The organism is Candidatus Palauibacter sp. (genome assembly GCF_965237495.1).
Taxonomy (GTDB): Bacteria; Gemmatimonadota; Gemmatimonadetes; order Palauibacterales; family Palauibacteraceae; genus Palauibacter.
This window is the reverse complement of the sequence record NZ_OZ250143.1, coordinates 2,448,793-2,466,784: the sequence shown is the minus strand read 5'-3', so window position 1 is coordinate 2,466,784 and position 17,992 is coordinate 2,448,793. Positions and strand designations below refer to the sequence as shown.

15 protein-coding genes are annotated in these 17,992 nt (G+C 71.4%); all 15 read left to right on the top strand.

The annotated features are described in order from the left end of the window. Positions 1-173: 173 nt before the first annotated feature. Positions 174-1,967 (top strand): tetratricopeptide repeat protein, encoded by a 1,794-nt coding sequence (locus ACPXY0_RS10800; RefSeq protein WP_423924542.1) that lies wholly within the window; start codon positions 174-176, stop codon positions 1,965-1,967. Between the two features lie 203 nt (positions 1,968-2,170). Next, a complete protein-coding gene (locus ACPXY0_RS10795; protein ID WP_423924541.1) occupies positions 2,171-2,602 on the top strand; it encodes a division/cell wall cluster transcriptional repressor MraZ in 432 nt (143 codons plus the stop codon). A 51-nt stretch (positions 2,603-2,653) separates the two neighbouring features. Next, complete coding sequence (gene rsmH, locus ACPXY0_RS10790; protein ID WP_423924540.1) at positions 2,654-3,598, top strand: 16S rRNA (cytosine(1402)-N(4))-methyltransferase RsmH; 945 nt, start codon at positions 2,654-2,656, stop codon at positions 3,596-3,598. 19 nt (positions 3,599-3,617) lie between these two features. Beyond that, entirely contained in the window at positions 3,618-3,932 is a 315-nt protein-coding gene (locus ACPXY0_RS10785) for a hypothetical protein (RefSeq protein ID WP_423924539.1), read from the top strand. Continuing rightward, positions 3,929-5,953: a penicillin-binding protein gene (locus ACPXY0_RS10780; protein ID WP_423924538.1), complete on the top strand. Its 2,025-nt coding sequence runs from the start codon at positions 3,929-3,931 to the stop codon at positions 5,951-5,953. Before ACPXY0_RS10785 ends, ACPXY0_RS10780 begins: the two co-directional genes overlap by 4 nt. Positions 5,954-5,998: 45 nt before the next feature. Further along, positions 5,999-7,492 (top strand): UDP-N-acetylmuramoyl-L-alanyl-D-glutamate--2,6-diaminopimelate ligase, encoded by a 1,494-nt coding sequence (locus ACPXY0_RS10775; RefSeq protein WP_423924537.1) that lies wholly within the window; start codon positions 5,999-6,001, stop codon positions 7,490-7,492. Continuing rightward, on the top strand, positions 7,489-8,868 hold the full coding sequence (locus ACPXY0_RS10770; RefSeq protein ID WP_423924536.1) for a UDP-N-acetylmuramoyl-tripeptide--D-alanyl-D-alanine ligase: 1,380 nt from the start codon (positions 7,489-7,491) through the stop codon (positions 8,866-8,868). The genes ACPXY0_RS10775 and ACPXY0_RS10770 overlap by 4 nt, the downstream gene beginning before the upstream one ends. Further along, positions 8,868-9,974 carry a phospho-N-acetylmuramoyl-pentapeptide-transferase gene (gene mraY / locus ACPXY0_RS10765; protein WP_423924535.1) on the top strand — a complete coding sequence of 369 codons (1,107 nt, stop codon included), beginning with the start codon at positions 8,868-8,870 and terminating at the stop codon, positions 9,972-9,974. Before ACPXY0_RS10770 ends, mraY begins: the two co-directional genes overlap by 1 nt. Further along, a complete protein-coding gene (gene murD, locus ACPXY0_RS10760; RefSeq protein ID WP_423924534.1) occupies positions 9,974-11,386 on the top strand; it encodes a UDP-N-acetylmuramoyl-L-alanine--D-glutamate ligase in 1,413 nt (470 codons plus the stop codon). Before mraY ends, murD begins: the two co-directional genes overlap by 1 nt. Continuing rightward, positions 11,383-12,537 (top strand): FtsW/RodA/SpoVE family cell cycle protein, encoded by a 1,155-nt coding sequence (locus ACPXY0_RS10755; RefSeq protein ID WP_423924533.1) that lies wholly within the window; start codon positions 11,383-11,385, stop codon positions 12,535-12,537. The genes murD and ACPXY0_RS10755 overlap by 4 nt, the downstream gene beginning before the upstream one ends. Before the next feature lie 2 nt (positions 12,538-12,539). After that, complete coding sequence (locus ACPXY0_RS10750) at positions 12,540-13,664, top strand: UDP-N-acetylglucosamine--N-acetylmuramyl-(pentapeptide) pyrophosphoryl-undecaprenol N-acetylglucosamine transferase (protein ID WP_423924532.1); 1,125 nt, start codon at positions 12,540-12,542, stop codon at positions 13,662-13,664. Beyond that, entirely contained in the window at positions 13,661-15,067 is a 1,407-nt protein-coding gene (gene murC / locus ACPXY0_RS10745; RefSeq protein WP_423924531.1) for a UDP-N-acetylmuramate--L-alanine ligase, read from the top strand. Before ACPXY0_RS10750 ends, murC begins: the two co-directional genes overlap by 4 nt. Beyond that, positions 15,051-15,944 (top strand): UDP-N-acetylmuramate dehydrogenase, encoded by an 894-nt coding sequence (gene murB / locus ACPXY0_RS10740; RefSeq protein WP_423924530.1) that lies wholly within the window; start codon positions 15,051-15,053, stop codon positions 15,942-15,944. Before murC ends, murB begins: the two co-directional genes overlap by 17 nt. Then, entirely contained in the window at positions 15,941-16,762 is an 822-nt protein-coding gene (locus tag ACPXY0_RS10735) for a cell division protein FtsQ/DivIB (RefSeq protein WP_423924529.1), read from the top strand. Before murB ends, ACPXY0_RS10735 begins: the two co-directional genes overlap by 4 nt. Next, the gene (gene ftsA / locus ACPXY0_RS10730) at positions 16,759-17,988 is read left to right on the top strand and encodes a cell division protein FtsA (protein ID WP_423924528.1); all 1,230 of its coding nucleotides are present in this window, start codon (positions 16,759-16,761) and stop codon (positions 17,986-17,988) included. Before ACPXY0_RS10735 ends, ftsA begins: the two co-directional genes overlap by 4 nt. Positions 17,989-17,992: the final 4 nt, after the last annotated feature.

Below are 17,992 nucleotides of genomic sequence, written 5' to 3'. Positions count from 1 at the left end.
GTGAACCACGGCGACGCTGCGGGGTATTCAAGGTGTGGCCGCGTCTTGCGCACAGCGCCGACTCACGTTAATCGACCTTGATCCTCCTGTTGCGAGGTGTCGCTAGATTGAGTTGTGTTGCACGGCATTCCGGTCCGTGCGCTGTGTTCCGTACGAACGGTCAGAGGTACTCGATGAGAAGCACACGCAACATCCTGTCCTGGGTGGCAGCCGGGGTCGCCGTCCTCTCCGTCCCGACGGCGCCTCGCGCCCTCGAGGCTCAGACGGGCGACTACACCATCCTGGTTGCCACCGTGGCCGTGACCGAGCCGGTCAACCGTCGTTTCGGCGAGCGGATCGCCGAAGAGGTCCGGGAGGCGCTCGAGACCTTCCCCGGCTACATGGCGATCGAACGCGACGATGCGCGGGATCTGATCGACCAGTTTGACCTCGACGAGAGAGCCATGACCGCCATCGACTGGCAGCAGCTGGCGATGCGGATGAACGCCAGCCTCGTCATGCTCGGGACCGCGGCCCAGGCCGACGGCGGCGTCGAGGTGGACATCACATTCACGGAGCCGTCGAGCGGGGACGAGTTGCCGATGCGGTCGTTCGTCGTGGCGGACGACGACTCCCACGAGGAAGCTGCGCAGGAAATTATGCAGCAGTTCGGGAGCGGGGTCGAATACCTTCGCTCGCTCGCGTTCTGCGCCGACTACGTCGCCTCGGAACAGGCGAGCGAGGCGATCAGCAACTGCAACGCGGCGCTGGCGCTGAGTCCGGACAGCGAGCGGGCCCACTACTGGCGGGGGCGGGCGTACATGTTGGACGAGGCGTGGGGCAGCGCGGCCGCCGACCTCCAGCGGGTCGTCAACGGCAACGCATCCGACCTCGATGCCCTCGAGTCGCTCGCATTCACGTACGCCCAATTGGGCGATGGCGTCAGGTCGCTCCAGTATTACCGGCAGTTCCTCGACTTCCAGCCGGACCGGGTCGATGTGCGCATGAGGATCGCCTACGACCTCACGCAGGCGGGGCGCTGGGGAGAGGCCGTGCAGCTCCTCAAGGACGGCGTGGAGCGGGCCCCCGACAACGAGGACCTGCTCGAGTACCTGGCCGGCGCGGCCCTCCAGGCGGGGCAGACGGCGGGCGAGGTCACGGATGCCGATATGATCCGGGAGGCCGTTGACGCGTCCGGCAAACTCGTCGAGCTCCAGGGCGACGCCGTGAGTCCCACCACGCTGTCGAACGCCACGAACGCCTACATGCTCATCGAGGAGTACGACAACGCGCTCGCGTTCTCCGATCGGGCCCTCGAGGCGATCGCGGGATCGGACGGCGCGAACGGCGAAGGCGAGATGTCCAGAGAAGACCTCATGGCCCAGGTCCACTCGTCGCGCGCCAGGATCTACGATCGCCTGGAGGACCCCGCGACCGGCGTGGCGGAACTCGAGCAGGCGCTCGAATACAACCCGGACGTGCCGAATGGGCGCCAGCAGCTCGCCACGCTGAAACTCAAGTCGGGCGATGCCGCCGGGGCGGTGGAGGATTTCCGCGCGGCGGTTGCCGGGGGGGGCGATCCGGAGCAGGTGGCCAACGCCATCTTCAGCCTCGCCCACGCGGGACACTTCCAGGCCCAGTCGCAGCTCCTGGCGAATCCGGTGGCGATCGATGTGGGCGAGGTCTCAAGGGCGGTCGAACTCTTCAATGCGGCGGCCGAGTTTGCCCAGACGCCCCAGACCTCGGAGCAGATCCACTTCTTCCTCGCCTTCGGCTACTATCTGCAGGGAAGCGCCTACGATGCGCGCAACGAAGCCGACGAGGCGTGCGGGCCGGCCCGGAACGCGCTGACGGCGTTTCAGGGCGTGACGCCGCACCTGTCCCAGTCGGGCAGCTATCAGGCGGACAGCCAGCAGCAGATCCGCGATGCGATCGATGTCCAGCTGTATCGGCAGGAGCAGATCATCGAGTCCGCCTGCAGCCGCTAGGGCAAGGCGGCGCCCGTAACGGGGCGCCAGCCCGGCGCCCGGCTCGCGTTCTCCGCGGGCCGGGCACTTTTTTCCCTCCGTGATGGTACGAGATGGGGAGGATAGGGGTTGACACCCATCACATAGGGGCCTAGAGTGGCACTCGGTGGGTGGAAACGGGGCGTTCTGGGAGGGACAACCCAAGCGAATGTCGAAGGCACGATTTGCCGGGCTTTCTGGGGAGTTATCGACATCAGCTCGACTCGCAGGGTCGGGTCAGTCTACCGGCACCCTTTCGAAAGGGTCGGGAAGGCGAGCCGTTCGTCCTCCTCCAGACCGAACCCGAGGCGCTGTCTCTCTATCCCGAGCAGGCGTGGCAGGACGTGCAGGACGACCTGCGGGAGATGTCGAGTCGGGAGCCGCGTTTCCGGCACCATGTGCTGCGGGTCACGGCGAGCGCCGTCCAGGTCTCGCCGGACGCGCAGGGGCGGATCCTGATCCCGGAGAGGATGCGGAAGGCGGTCGCGCTGGGGACGGAAGCGATGGTGGTCGGCGCGATCAACCACGCCCAGATCTGGGATCCGGAGACGTTCGAGAACGTGACGAGCGCGAGTGACGAGGAGTTCGAGCGGCAGATAGAGAGAGTGTTCGCCTGACTCATCACCCGATCACCGCACGGTGGGGGCAGTCGAGGATAGGCCGACGGAGTGACGGAGGAGACGTTCCGGCATACGCCGGTGATGCCGGACGAAGTATTACGGTGGCTTCGCCCCGAACGGGGGGGCGTCTTCCTCGACGCGACGATCGGTGGTGCGGGGCATGCGATCCGGCTGCTGGAGACCGGGTCGGCCGTGCGAGTGATCGGAATCGACCAGGACGGGGAGGCGATCGAGGCCGCGAGGAGGCGGCTCGCGCCGCTGAGCGAACGGGCGAGGCTGATACGGGCGAATTTCAGGGACCTCGGTCGCCCGGAATTGGCGGGAGAGTTGGACGGCGTGGCGGGAGCCCTGATGGACCTGGGCGTCTCGTCGCACCAGATCGACACGAAGGCGCGCGGATTCTCGTTTCGTCCGGGTACTCCGCTCGGGATGCGGATGGATGAGACGAGGCGCGCAAGGTCTGCCGCCGACCTGCTGAATCGGGCGGACGAACAAGAGTTGGGCCGGGTCTTCCGTGATGGGGAAGAGCGCAGGTGGCGGGTGCTCTCACGTGAGGTGGTGCGGCGGAGGAAGATCCGGCCCTTCAGCATGAGCGACGACCTGGTGGCTGCGCTGTCCGCGGTGTTGGGTCGTCCGGTGCAGGAGAAGCGGAAGGCCCGGCTGTTCCAGGCCCTTCGGATCGCGGTCAACGACGAACTGGCCGCGCTCGGCGAGGGGCTCGAGGGCATCCGCGGCCGCCTCGCCCCCGGCGGACGGCTCGCGGTTCTGTCGTACCACTCGCTGGAGGACCGCGCGGTCAAGCGGGCGTTCCGCGAGTGGTCCGCGGAATGTCTCTGCCCGCCGGGTCTGCCGGAGTGCCGGTGTCGGGGAGAGTCGCTGGGGCGGGTGCTGACGCGCCGGCCGTTGCGGCCCACGGAGGAGGAGGTGGCCCGGAACCCCCGGGCGCGGAGCGCGCGTCTGAGAGCGTGGGAGAAGCGGCTGGCGGATGGGTGACGGAAGGAGAGGCGCCCGGATGGTTCGGCGACGGACCCTGCTCCGGTGGTCCGCTACGAGCCTCGCGGTTCTGGCGCTGGCCGCCTCTCTCGTGACGGTGGTTCGTCGCGGAGAAGAAGGGCGGCAACTGACCGCGGAGCTTCGAGGTCTCGAAGCCGAGGTGCGGATCGTCGGAGATCGGATCGATATGACGCGCGCGCGGGTCGACTCCCTGACGACGCCGGCCCGGATCGAACGCGCGGCGGGCGCGCTGGGACTGCAGAGGGCGGTGGAAGAGCAGTTGCTTCAGGTCGATGCGGCGAGCTCACGGGATGAAGAGGGGGGGAACAGGTGACGCGGTTCGGCATTCACGCCACCACGGAAGTCGCGGAAGTCGCCGGTGACGCGCGGGAGGCGGCCCTCTCCCGCACCCACCGCATCAGACATCGGGTACTCAACGTCGCGATCACCCTCGTTGCGGTCGGATACGCCGTACGTCTGGGAGAACTCCAGATCGTCGAGGCGGACGAGCACCGCAGGGCGCAGCTGGAGCAGAGCGCCGAGTGGGAGCCGCTGCCGGCGCCACGGGGCAGGATCATGGATCGGCGCGGCCGCGTGCTCGCGGCGCCCGATACGCGCTACCAGGCCTTTCTGGCCGTAGATGAACTGAGGCTCGGGCGGAGTGCCGCCGTCGAGGCGGTCGCCGCCGTCGTTCCCGTACCGCCGGATCGCCAACGGACCGTCGCCGAGGCCGAGGGCGGATGGTCGCTCGTCGCGAGCGACGTCAGCGACGAAGAACGGGTGCGCATGCAGCGGACGATCGGGCGCGGCATATACTTCGAAAGCCGCGCCGCGAGGGACTACCCGCGGAGCATGGGCCGCCGACTCATCGGCGCCGTGGGGGCTGACGGGCAAGGAGGTACGGGGCTCGAGGCCGCGCTCGACGACTGGCTGGCCGGCCGGGCCGGCCGGGCGGAAGTGCGGTTCGACGGCCGCCGGAACACCTACCGTCCGCCCGGCGGGCAGGTCATCGAGCCGGTCCCCGGACACGATGTCGTCCTCACCATCGACGCGGAACTGCAACGGATCGCGGAGAACGAACTCGCCCGCGCCCTGACGAAGACCGGGGCCAGCGGGGGCGACATGGTCCTGCTCGATCCGCGCACGGGAGAGGTCCTGGCGCTGGCCAGCGAACACGCCGACGGGGCGCCCGATCAGGTCTCGGCGCTCTCCGATCCCTATGAGCCGGGTTCCACGGCCAAGCCGTTCCTGCTCGCCTCGCTTCTGAGCGAGGGCGTCGTCGATCTGGACGAGGTCATCGACGTGGAAGGCGGCGTGCTGCGGATCGGGTCCAGAGTGATCAGCGATGTCCACGGCTACGACACGCTCCGGGTTCGGGAGGTCATCTCGAAGTCGAGCAACGTCGGGGCCGCCAAGCTGTCCACGCGGCTGCCGCCCGCCGTCCAGCACCGATACCTGCGGGACTTCGGGTTCGGCATGCGAACGCAGGTCGGGCACCTCGCCGAATCCCCCGGGCGTCTGAGCCGGCCGGAATCGTGGACCGCGCTCAGCCCGGCTTCCCACGCGATCGGCTACGAGATGTCGGCCACGTCGCTGCAGCTCGCGGCCGCCTACGGGGCGATCGCCAATGGCGGGATCCTGCTGAAGCCGAGCCTGGTACGAGAAGTGCGGGACGCATCGGGACGCGTCGTCGAGCGCTTCGAGCCTCAGGCCGTGCGGCGCGTGATCCCCGAACACGTGGCGGCCCAGGTTCGCGACGTGCTGGAAGAAGTGGTCCGCGACGGGACCGGCACGCTGGCCCGGATGGCGCGCTTCGCCGTGGCGGGCAAGACCGGGACCGCCCGTCTCGCGGTCGACGGCCGCTACGCGCTGGGCCGCTACCGGGCCTCGTTCGTGGGCTTCGCGCCGGCGGACGACCCGAGGATCGTGATCCTCACGCGGCTTGAGGATCCGAAGGGCGGGGTCTACTACGGCGGCGCGATCGCGGCGCCTACGAGTCAGGCCGCGCTCGAAGCGGCGCTGGCGGCCGATGGCGTGCAGCTCGATCCGCGCCTCGTGGTCTCGGACCCGCGCCCACGGCCGTGGTCGGACCCGTCGCGCGCGGCGGAGGGGGCGGAGCGGGCCATCTTCGCCGCCAGCGGCACGGGCGGCCCGGGGGAGCCGTGGGGAGGGGATCTCGGGACCGAAGGCCTCGTCTCCCTTCCGGACCTGACGGGCCTGTCCGTACGGGCGGCTGCGGCGCAGCTGCACGGACTCGGCCTGCGGGTGGCGTGGCAGGGAAGGGGCGTGGTCGCGTCGCAGAGCCCGCCGCCGGGCAGCGAATTGGCTCGCGGCGAAACCGTCGTGCTGAAGTGAACGGATCGGCCGGCCCGGCGGCCGGCACGGTGGAAGAATCGGCCCTTGCCGCAGCAGATCATCACAAATGACCAAGTCGAACGGCGACTGGCCCGCGCGGGTCAGGCGCCGCGATGGCGGGGCCTCCCGCCGGCGGCCTTTCCAGGCCTTCGCTCCGACTCCCGGCGGGTCGGGGTCGGCGATCTGTTCTGCGCCATCCCGGGAATCCGGGTGGACGGTCACACCTTCGTCGGGGCCGCCGCGCGCGCCGGGGCGGCCGCCGCCGTCGTCGAACGGATCGTCGAAGCGGAGATCCCGCAGCTGGTGGTCCGTGATGCCCGCGCGGCCGTATCGCACCTCGCCGCGCTCTTCGCGGGAGACCCCGGCGCCTCGCTTCGCCTGATCGGCATCACCGGTACGAACGGCAAGTCGACGACGGCGTGCCTCACGCGGTGGATCCTCGCGGACGCGATCCCCGCGGCGGCCCTGGGCACGCTGGGCCCGGTCTCGGTCGATGGCGAGATCGGAACGCCGAGGCTGACGACGCCCGATCCCATCGACCTCGCGCGGGAACTCGCCGAACTCAGGGCGGCCGGGGCGAAAGCCGTCGCGCTCGAGGTCTCCTCGCACGCCCTCGACCAGCGGCGCGCGGACGGCTTCTCCTTCGATGCGGTCGCCTTCACGAGCTTCAGCCGCGAGCACCTCGAGTACCACCCGGATCTCGAGGCCTACCGGGCCGCCAAGCTCCGGCTGCTCGAACTTCTCGCACCCGGCGGGGTCTGTGCAGTCAATGACGATGAAGAGGCCTGGAGAGGTATCGGACCCGATGGCGCGAAGACCCTCCGCTACGGCTTCGAGCCCACGGCGGACATCGGCGCGGACCGGCTGGTCCTCTCCGCGGACAGTTCCCGCTTCCGGCTGCGGGCCGGGGGGGAGACGGCGGAGGTCTCGCTTCCGCTCCCGGCCGACTTCAACGTTCGGAACGCGCTCGCGGCCGCGGCCATCGCGCGCGGCCTCGGCCTCCCGCTCGAGCGCATCGCGGCCCGGCTGTCCTCGGCGCCGCCCGTTCCGGGGCGGATGGAGGTGCTCTCGCGGAAACCCGTCCTCGTGATCCGGGACTTCGCGCACAACCCCGACTCCTGCGAGCGGGCGCTCTCCACGCTGCGTGCGATCGTGCCCGGGCGGGTCATCGCCCTCCTCGGTTGCGGCGGCGACCGCGACCGCGGAAAACGGCCGCTGATGGGCCGGATCCTGGCTCGACTGGCCGATGTCCCCATCGTCACCAGCGACAATCCGCGATCCGAAGACCCGGAGGAGATCTGCCGCGACATGGTCGCCGGCCTCCCGGCCGACGCCTGCGAGATCGTCATCGACCGCCGGGAAGCGATCGCCCGCGCGATCGCCCGGGCCGGGCCCGCCGACGCGGTCGCGCTCCTCGGCAAGGGGCATGAGACGACCCAGATCATCGGGGACGAGAGACTCCCGTTCGACGAACGTCAGATCGTGGCCGAGATCGTCGCGGGCTCCGCCGGGGCCAACGCGAACGGCGGCCCCACATGAGCGCGACCACCCAGGCCCCGGCGCTGAGGTCCGGGGAGATCCGGTCGGCGCTCGGGCTCCGCGGGGGCGCGCCCGAAGAGCGGGCCTACACCGGAGTGTCGTCCGATTCGCGGACGTTGAGGCCCGGCGAACTGTTCGTCGCGCTGGGGGGAGAGCGGCATGATGCCGCCGACTTCCTCCCCCAGGCGGCGGCCCGCGGGGCCCGCGGCGCCATCGTTCGCGCCGGACGCGAGGAGCCCGGACTGCCGCTCGAGTACTTCGCCGTGCCCGATCCCCTGCGCGCGCTCGGCGACCTCGCCGCCGCGGCCCGCCGGGAGTCCGCCGCCGCCGTCGTCGCGATCACGGGGAGTTCGGGCAAGACGACCGTCAAGGAGATGCTCGCCTGCGCTCTCTCCGAATCGCGGCGCGTGTACCGGACGGAAGGCAATCTCAACAGCCAGGTCGGTCTCCCGCTCACCATCCTGCGCGCGCCCGCCGACGCCGATACCTGGGTGCTGGAGGTCGGCGCGAGCGAGCCGGGCGAGATCGGCCGCCTCGCGGAGATCGCGAGGCCCGACCACGTCGTCATCACGACCATCGGGGCCGCGCACCTCGAGTTCTTCGGCGACGTGGCCGGGGTGCTGCGCGAGAAGATGCGGCTCGCGCACGGCGCCTCCGGGCGCGGCGTGCTCGTCGTGGGCGAGGAGCCCGGCGTGCTTCCGACCGCCGCGCGCGCATACCGTCCCGACGCCATCGTGGCCGGCATCGGACCCGGGGCCGACTTCACCCCCGACGCGTATGCGACCGGGCCGGATCGCATCGAGTTCCGCCGCCGCAGCGAGCGCTTCGTGCTCGGTGTCGGCGGCGAGCATCACCTCCGGGACGCCCTGATCACCGCCGCCGTGGCCGAAGCGCTGGAGGTGCCGGCGGCCGCGGCCGCCCGGGGACTGTCGCGCTACGAGCCGCTCGGCATGCGTGGCGCGATCCGGCGCATCGGCGGACTCACCGTGCTGGCCGACTGCCACAACGCCAACCCGGACTCGTTTCGGGCGGCGATCGTCCAGGCCCGGCGTCTGCTCCCCGGCCGCCGCCGCGCCGCGTTCGCCGGCTCCATGCTCGAACTCGGTTCGGAGGAGGCCCGGGCGCACCGGGAGATCGGGGACGAACTGCTCGCGGCGGGGTTCGACGTCATCGCCGCGACCGGACTCTTCCTCGACGCTCCGTTCGACGGCGCGGAGGCCCCCTTGATCATCCGGGAGGAGGATCCCGCCGCGGCCATCGCGGCGTTCGGCGACGCCCTCAGGGGCGATGAGGTCGTGCTCGTGAAGGGCTCGCGCGGCGCGCGGCTGGAGCGGGTCATCGACGAGCTGGAGGCCCGTTTCGGAGGGCGCGCCTGATGCTCTATCACTTCCTGTTCCCGCTCGCCGACCAGCATATCCTGTTCAACGTCTTTCAGTACATCTCGTTCCGCGCCGCGGGAGCGATGGTGACGGCCCTCCTCACCGCGTTCCTCGTAGGCCCGGGCGTCATCTCACGGCTTCGCCGACACAGAATCGGCCAGGTGGTCCGGGCCGACGGGCCCGCCACGCACCTCAAGAAGGCCGGCACGCCGACGATGGGCGGTCTCATCATCCTCGCCGCCTGTCTCGTTCCCACGCTCCTCTGGGCCCGCCTCGACAACACCTACGTATGGATCGCCTTCGGCGTCACCGCGTGGATGGGCGCGATCGGGTTCATGGACGACTATCTCAAGATCGTGCGGCACCACTCGCGCGGCCTCATCGCGCGGTACAAGCTCATCTGGCAGTTCGTGCTCGGTCTCGCGCTCGGCGGTTTCCTCCTCTGGCAGCCCACGTCGGCCTACGGCGCGACCCAGACCATGCTGCCTTTCTTCAAGGACCTGACCGTCGTCCTGGCGCCCGCCGTCTTCCCCCTCTTCGTGGCGGTCGTGGTGGCGGGGACGGCGAATACCGTGAACCTGACGGACGGGCTCGACGGACTCGCCACGGGGCTGGCGGCCATCGCCGCGCTCACCTTCGGCGCCTTCGCCTACGCGATCGGGCGCGTGGACACCTCGGCCTACCTCGGAGTCCTGTACCTGAACGGAGCCGGCGAGTTGTCCGTCTTCTGCGCCGCGCTGGCGGGGGCGGCGATCGGCTTTCTCTGGTTCAACGCCCACCCCGCGGACGTGATCATGGGCGACACCGGCTCCCTGGCCCTCGGGGGCGCGATCGGCGCCGTGGCCGTCCTCCTCAAGTCGGAGTTCCTCCTCCTCATCGTCGGCGGTGTGTTCGTGCTCGAGGGGCTCTCGGTGATGGCCCAGATCGGCTGGTTCAAGTTCAGCCGCTGGCGCTGGGGAGAGGGTCGCCGCCTTCTCCGCATGGCTCCGCTGCATCACCACTTCGAGAAGCTGGGCTGGCCCGAGCCGCGCGTCGTCACGCGCTTCTACATCCTCGGGATCATCTTCGCCCTCGTCGGCCTCGCGACGCTCAAGATCCGCTGATGGCGCGCAACGGCCGACCTCCGCTCTTCGCTCCCGGCGACCCCGTCGCCGTCCTCGGGCTCGGCGTGTCGGGCACCGCGGCGGCCCGTCTGGTCCATTCTCTGGGAGCGGAGGTCTACGCCAGCGATGCGTTCGAGGGACCCCGGCAACAGGAGGCCCTGGAAGCCCTCGCGGCCGAGGGCATTGAGGCGGAAGTGGGGCGGCACGACGTCGACCGCATTCTGGACGCGCGCCTCGTCGTCACCAGCCCCGGGATCGCGCCGAGCGCGGAGATCCGGCGGACCGTCGCCCAGGCCGGTGTTCCCACCGTGGCCGAGATCGAGGTCGCGTACCGGCACCTCACGTCCCGCGTCATCGGCATCACGGGCACGAACGGCAAGACCACGACCACGGCGCTCTGCGGTCATCTCCTGCGTAAGGCCGGGATCGACGCCATGACCGCCGGCAACATCGGACGGCCTCTCTCCGACATCTCGATGATGAAGCGGCAGCCGGACTGGGTCGTCGTCGAACTGAGTTCGTTCCAGCTCGCCGATCTCCGGGCCTTCCGGCCCACGATCGGAGTCCTGCTCAACCTCGCCGCGGACCACCTCGACTGGTACTCGAGCATCGAGCGCTACTACGAGGACAAGGCCCGTCTGTTCGCCAACGCGGACGGGGATAGCCGCTGGGTGCTCAACGGGGACGACGCCGGGGTGCTTACGATGGCGCGCCCCGCCGCGGGACAACGATACCTGGCCTCGAGCGAGGCGCACGAGCAACCCGGGGCCTGGCTCGACGAGGCGGGGAACCTCGTCCAGCGCCTCGAAACGGGGGCGGCCCCGGAGACGTGGATCGCGGCCGAGGATCTCCCGCTCGTCGGCGCGCACAACGTGATGAACGCGCTCCTGGCCGGGCTGGCCGCGGCGCTCGCCGGGTGCGATGCGGCCTCGATCGGCGCCGCCCTCACTTCCTTCCGGGGACTGTCGCACCGTCTGCAGCGGGTGGGTGAGTTCGACGGCGTGGAGTGGATCAACGATTCCAAGGGGACGAACGTCTCCGCGACCAAGGTCGCCCTCAACGCCTTCCGGAGGCCCCTCGTGGCCCTTCTCGGAGGCCGGCACAAGGGGGAGTCGTATCGATCGCTCATCCCCGCGCTGCGGGAGAACGCGCGGGCCGTGATCGTGTACGGCGAGGCCGCGCCGCAGATCGTGCGGGAACTCGGTGACGCGGCGCCGATCGACGTCGCCGGCAGCGTCCGGCAACTCGTCCGCCTCGCGCGCGAGGCCGCCGAACCCGGCGATGTGGTGCTCTTCTCACCGGCGTGCTCCAGCTACGACATGTTCCCGGACTACCGGGTCCGGGGGCAGGCCTTCGAGCGCTGCGTGCTCGAGTCGTACGGGGCGCTCGAAGCGGAAGGAGGGGAAGGGTGACGGATCACACCCTCGACTGGGAGCTTCCGCGGGTCCAGCGGACCGCGGGATCGCCCGCCTGGGTGCGAAACGCACTCCTCGCGATCACGCTCGTCCTCGTCGTGTTCGGGCTCCTGTCCGTCTATTCGGCCAGCTCGTTCGCGGCGCGGCAGAGCGGACGGCCCGGCAACTACGTGCTGCTGAGCCAGCTGGCGCGCGCCGCCGTCGGCGTCGTGGCGCTGATCGTGGCGGCGTTCGTCGACTACCGCGTGTACGAACGGCTGGCCTGGCCCATTCTCGCGGTCGTCGCGGCGCTGCTCCTCGTCCTCATCCTGCCCGGTACGACGGAGATCGCGCCCGTCCGGAACGGGTCGCGCCGCTGGCTGGAGTTGGGGCCGGTGACCTTCCAGCCCTCGGAGCTGGCCAAGGTGGCCGTGGTCGTCTGGACGGCGGCGCTCGCCGTGCGCAAGCAAGAGGCGTTCGACCGCTTCCGCGGCGGGGTGCTCCCGTTCCTCCTCATCCTCGGGCCGGTGCTCGTGCTGATCGCCGCGGAACCTCACCTCTCCGCGACGCTCATCACGGGCGGGCTGCTGGCCACGGTGCTGTTCGCGGCGGGGATGCGCATCCGGCACTTCCTGCTCCTCGCGCTGCCGGTCGTCCCCGCCCTGTGGTGGCTGGTGCGCTCCAACAGCTACCAGCTCGCGCGCATCCTCGCGTTTCTCGACCCCGGGAAGGACACCTCCGGCATCGGTTACCAGCTCCAGCAGGCGGAGATCGCGATCGGCTCGGGCGGCGTGACGGGCGCCGGATACGGCGAGAGCACGCAGAAGCTCCATTACCTGCCCGAGGCGCAGAACGACTTCATCTACCCCATCATCGCGGAGGAATGGGGGTTCGTGGGCGCCGTCGCGGTCCTCGCGCTCTTCCTCGTCTGGACACACCTCGGCCTCCGGATCGCCCAGTCGGCGCCGGACCTGTTCGGGCGGCTGATCGCGATCGGGCTGACCGCGATCGTGGCGATCGGGGCGTTCGGCCACATCGGGGTCACGCTGGGGCTCCTGCCCACGACGGGGGTCAGCCTGCCCTTCATCAGCGCGGGCGGCACGGGCCTCGTCACGGCGCTCGGGATCACGGGTGTGCTGCTCAACGTGGCTTCGCGGCGGAGGCGCTGACGGTGGCGGCGACGCGCATCCTGCTCGCGGGCGGCGGCACGGGAGGCCATCTGTATCCCGCGCTCAACCTGGCCGAAGCGTTCGGGCGGCTGGCGCCGGACCTCGAGTGCGTGTTTCTGGGTGGCCGGAGGGGCCTGGAGGCGCGTGTGCTGCCGGACGCCGGGTACCGGTTCCGGCTCTTGCCGCTGCAGCCGCTGTACCGTCATCGCCCGTGGCGAAACTGGCGTCTGTTCGCCTCCGCCCCGGCCGTCCTGGCGGGAGTCCGGCGGGCGTTTCGTGATTTCGATCCGGCGCTCGTCGTGGGGACGGGAGGTTATGTCGCGGCCCCGGCGCTCGCCGGCGCCCGGCTCCGGCGCGTCCCCTCGGCGATCCAGGAGCAGAACGCGGCCCCCGGGCTCGTGACGCGCCTCTTCGCGCCCGGGGTCGATCAGGTCCACCTCGGATATCCGGAGGCCGAGGCCCGGCTGCGCGTGCGGGACCGGAAGCGGCTCCGTGCGCTCGGGAACCCCGTCGCTCCGGGCGGAGGCGGGGGGGGCGCCGTCGGCTTCGATTGGCCTCCGGGCCGGAACCTGCTCGTGTTCGGGGGGAGCCAGGGGGCGCTCGGGCTCAACCGGGCCTTCCTGCGCGACCTCGAATGGGCCGCGCAGCGCTCCGAGGCGTGGCCGGACGGCGTGTCGGTGGTGTGGATCGCGGGTCCGGCGCATGCGGATCGCGTCTCCGCGTGCGTCTCGGCGCTTCCCTTCGCGGACCGGGTGCGTGTCGTCCCCTACATCGACGACCTCGGGCGACAACTGGACGGCGTGGCCCTCGCGCTGTGCCGGGCGGGCGCGATGTCCCTGGCCGAACTGTGCGCCGCCCGTCGGCCGGCCGTGCTCGTGCCGCTGCCCACCTCGGTCGGCGGCCACCAGCTGACGAACGCGCGGGCGCTGGCGCGCGCGGGCGCGGCCGAGCTTCGCGAGGAGACGGCGCTGGAGCCCGGCGACCTGTGGTCGACGTGCCGCGCGATCCTGGCCGACGATGCCCGTCTCGACGGCATGTCCGCGGCTGCCGCGAGCCGCGGCCGGCCGGACGCGGCGCTCGCGATCGCGCGCGAGATGCTGAACCTTCTCGACCGGGCCGCGGCATGATCGGGGCGACGGCGGACGCGCGTCGTCCGGCGGGCAGGGCGGACCTCCCGGAGCCCGGGGCCCGCGTGCACCTCATGGGTATCGGGGGCGCCGGCATGCGGGGTCTGGCCGTGCTGCTGCAGGACGCCGGCTACCGCGTCAGCGGCTGCGACCGGGCCCCCGGCGACGCGTTGCGCGATCTCACGTCGCGCGGCATCCGCATCGAGGGCTCGCACGACGCGGCGCACATTGCCGGAACGGAGCTGCTCGTGCGCAGTTCCGCCGTCCCCACCGACCTCGCGGAAGTCGCCTGCGCCGCGGCGGCGGGCGTGCCCGTCATGCGCCGGGCCCGCGCCCTCGGCGCCCTCCTCGGCGACCGCACCGTGGTCGGCGTCGCCGGGACACACGGGAAGACGACGATCACGGCCATGACCGGCCACGCCGCGGCGGCGGCGGGCCTCGACCCGCTGGTCCTCGTCGGGGGCCGCGTCTCCGCCTGGGACGGCTTCGGCCGCCTCGGGGAGGGGCCCGCCATCGTGGAGGCCGACGAGTACGATCGCTCGTTCCTCGAACTCCGTCCGACCGTCGCCGTGGTCAGCTCCCTCGAAGCGGAGCACCTCGACACCTACGGAGACCTCGCCAGCCTCCGCTCGGCCTTCGCCGACTTCGTCGAGCGCGCGCGCCACGCCGGCGGCCTCATCTACTGTCACGACGACGACGGCGCCCGTGCACTGGCCGAGTCCACGGGGTTCGGCTTCGGGTACGGCTTCGGGCCGGGCGCCTGGTGCCGAATCGAGACGGCGGGGCCGGGCGCGTGCCGCCTGAGATGGCCGGACGGCGTCGCGGAGATCCGGCTCCGGGTTCCGGGTCGCCACAACCGGCTCAACGCCGCGGCGGCCTTCCTCTCCGTCCTGAGGCTCGGGGGCGATCCCGGCCGGGCGGCGCGCGGGCTGGCGAGCTTCCGGGGCGTCGCCCGCCGGCTCGAACTCATCGCAGACTGGCCGGGTCTGAAGGTGTTCGACGACTACGCGCACCATCCGACGGAGGTCGCGGCGTCGATCGCGGCGCTCAGGGAGGCGCACCCCGATGCCCGTCTCACGGTCGTCTTCCAGCCGCACCTGTTCACGCGAACGCGCGACTTCGCGCGGGCGTTCGCCGACGCCCTCTCCGCGGCGGACGAAGCGCGCGTCCTCCCCGTGTATCCCGCCAGGGAGGCACCGATCCCGGGCGTCGGCTCCGGGTTGATCACCGGCGCGGCCCCCGCGGCCGAGGCGATCGAACGCGAAGCCGCCCTCGAACTCGTCTCGCGGAAGCGCACGGCCGGCGATGGGGAGGCGGTCCTGGTTTTCATGGGCGCCGGCGACGTCACCGACCTCGCGCACGCGGCCATCCAACGACGGACGGGCGATGCGGTGGGAGCGTGATGTCCCGCTGGGGCCACTCGCCCGGTACCGCATCGGCGGGCCCGCCGCCCGGCTCGCCCGGCCCCGCTCCATCGGGGAACTCGCCGCGGCTCTGCGGGACGCGGCCGGACGGGAACACCGCGTACTCGGGACCGGCGCCAACGTCCTCATCGGCGACGCGGGGTCCGCGGAGCCCGTCCTCGTCCTCGATGGCGAGTTCGCCTCCCTGCGGGTCGACGACGGCACGATCGAGGCCGGGGCCGCCGCCCGTCTCCCCGCTCTGGCCGGCGCCGCGCGTCGCGCCGGCCGGGACGGCTTCCACTTTTTCGAGGCCGTGCCCGGCACGGTCGGCGGCGGTCTGCGCATGAACGCCGGATCCCGGGAGGATTGGCTCTGGGACCGGGTCCGCTGGGCGGAGGCCGTGACCCCCGAGGGTGAACTCGTGCGACTGCGTCCCGAGGAAGCGGCGCCCGCCTACCGCCACGTCGAGGTGCCGACCGACTGGGTCTTCGTCCGCGCCCTCTTCACCGCGACCCCCGGTGACGCCGACGCCATCCGCCACGCGCACCTGACCTTCCGTGAGCGCAAGGTGCGGGATCAGGTGTACGAACTCCCCTCGGTCGGGTCGACGTGGAAGAATCCCGGCCCGCCGCACCCCGCCGCCTGGAGGATGGTCGAAGAGGTGGGGATGCGGGGGGTTCGGGTCGGTGGAGCCCAGGTCGCGGAACGCCACGCCAACTTCATCGTGAATCTGGGCGGGGCGCGGGCCGGGGACGTGCTCGCGCTCATGGCCGAGACGCGCCGCCGCGCGCTGACGCGGTTCGACGTCGCGCTCGAGCCCGAGATTCACCTGTGGGGGTTCGCGCCCGAGCAGCGCGCCCGCGTGGGGGCCGCGTGATTTCTTCCGTGTGGGACCCGGATGATCTCGCCCGTCCGGCGCCCGATGAGGACGGAGAGCGCAGGGCGCCGCGCTCGCGGCGCATGACCCGCCGGGGACGCCGGCAACTCCTCGTCGTCCTCATCGCCGTCGCGACGGGGTTCTCGGTCCCGATCTGGGTCCCGCGCATCCTGGCCACCCTCCCGGCGTTCCGAATCGAAGAGGTCCGGGTCGTGGGGACGAACCACGCGCGGCCCGACGAGGTGAGAATGCTCGCCGCCATCGCCCCCGACGCGTCGGTGTGGGACGACCCCCGAATCTGGGAGTCGCGGGTTCGCGAACACCCGCTGGTCCGCGAGGCGACCGCCCGGCGCAGCGGCTTCCGGGCCCTTGAGATCTCCGTGGTGGAGGAGCGTCCGGTCGCGCTGGTTGCGACGCCCGAGTTGCGTCCCGCGAGCCGTGACGGCCGGCTGCTTCCGCTCGATCCATCGTCCGCGCGACTCGATCTCCCGATCATCCCCGGCCCCGTCGAGACAGACGGAGACTTCGTGGCCGATCCCCGCATGCGCGAACTCATCGCCACCCTCGAACGGATGGATCGAACCCGTCGCGACTTCATCTCCCTCGTCTCCGAGGTCGGGCCGGCCGACGAAGGCGGCTACCGATTCCTCCTGCTACCCGGTGCCGGGGCGGATGTCGTGCTGCTGCCGCGGGAGGACCCCCTCGGCGCGCTCGACCGGGTCTCGATCGCGCTCGGTCAGATCGAGGATCGACGCATCGCACGTGCGGACGCGCGCTTCAGGGGCCAAGTTGTGATGACGCGGGCGGAGGCGAGATGATCCAGGGGGTGGGGAGCATTGTCGGGGTGGACGTGGGATCGACGAAGACCGTCGCGGTCGTCGCCTCCGTGCCTCCCGGCCGCGAATCCACGGACCCGCTCGAGATCCTCGGGCTCGGCGTCACGCGATCGGAGGGCCTGAGCGGGGCGTCCGTCACCCATCTGGAGGCCGCCACGCGGGCCGTTCGCGCCGCCGTGGGGCAGGCGGAGGCCGTCGCCGGCCGCGAGGTGGAGGTCGCCTACGTGAGCGTGCCCAACGCCTGCGTGCGGACCGCGCGGTCGAAGGGCGTGCTCCCCATCTCCGGCTCGGAGGTCACCGCCGCGGACGTGAAGCGCGTGCAGGAAGTCGGCCGCGCCGTCCCGGTCCCGTCCGGCCACGAGTTGATCCACGCGCTGTGCCGGCAATACGCGGTCGACGGTCGCGATGCCGTACGCAACCCGGTCGGGATGACCGCCGCCCGCCTCGAGGCGGACCTCTGCATCGTGACCGCCGAGGTCGCGATCCTGCGCGACCTCTCGAAGATCGTCGACCGGGCGGGATACCGTGCCGACGAACTCGTCATGGGGCCGCTGGCCACGGCGCTGGCGGTGCTCGATGAGCGGGAGCGGGACGCGGGCGTCGCGCTGATCGAGATCGGCGGGGCGACCACGGATGTTCTCGTGTACCGCGACCGCCGGATACTCCACGCTGCCACGCTGCCCTGGGGAGGGTCGACCGTGACGCGGGATATCGCGCGCGGCCTCGGGGTTCACGAGGATGAGGCGGCGCACCTCAAGGAAATCTTCGGCGCGGCCCGGCGGGACGCGGTCGATGCCAGGGAAATGCTCGACGTGTCGGGGGCGCGCCGCGGCGGCGCCCGGCGCGTATCGCGCGAATTGCTGGCGCACATCATAGAACAGCGGCTGGACGAGATCCTGGGACTCGTGTACGAGGAACTGGAAGGGAGCGGGACGCTCCACCGCCTCGAGGCGGGGATCGTCCTCAGCGGCGGCACCGTCTCGCTCCCCCACATGGATGACCTGGCCAGGTCGGTGTTCAACCTGCCTGTGCGCATCGGCGTTCCGTCGCTGGGCATCACCGGCATGGTTGAAAGCGTCGGGCGCCCGTCCTACAGCACGGCGGTGGGGCTGGTCCTCTACGGCGCGGCGCGGGTTCCGGTTCGTGGGCTCGCGGGAGCGACACGGGCGTTCGCAAGGGTTGGAGGGTGGATCAGAGGATTCTTCTGATGGG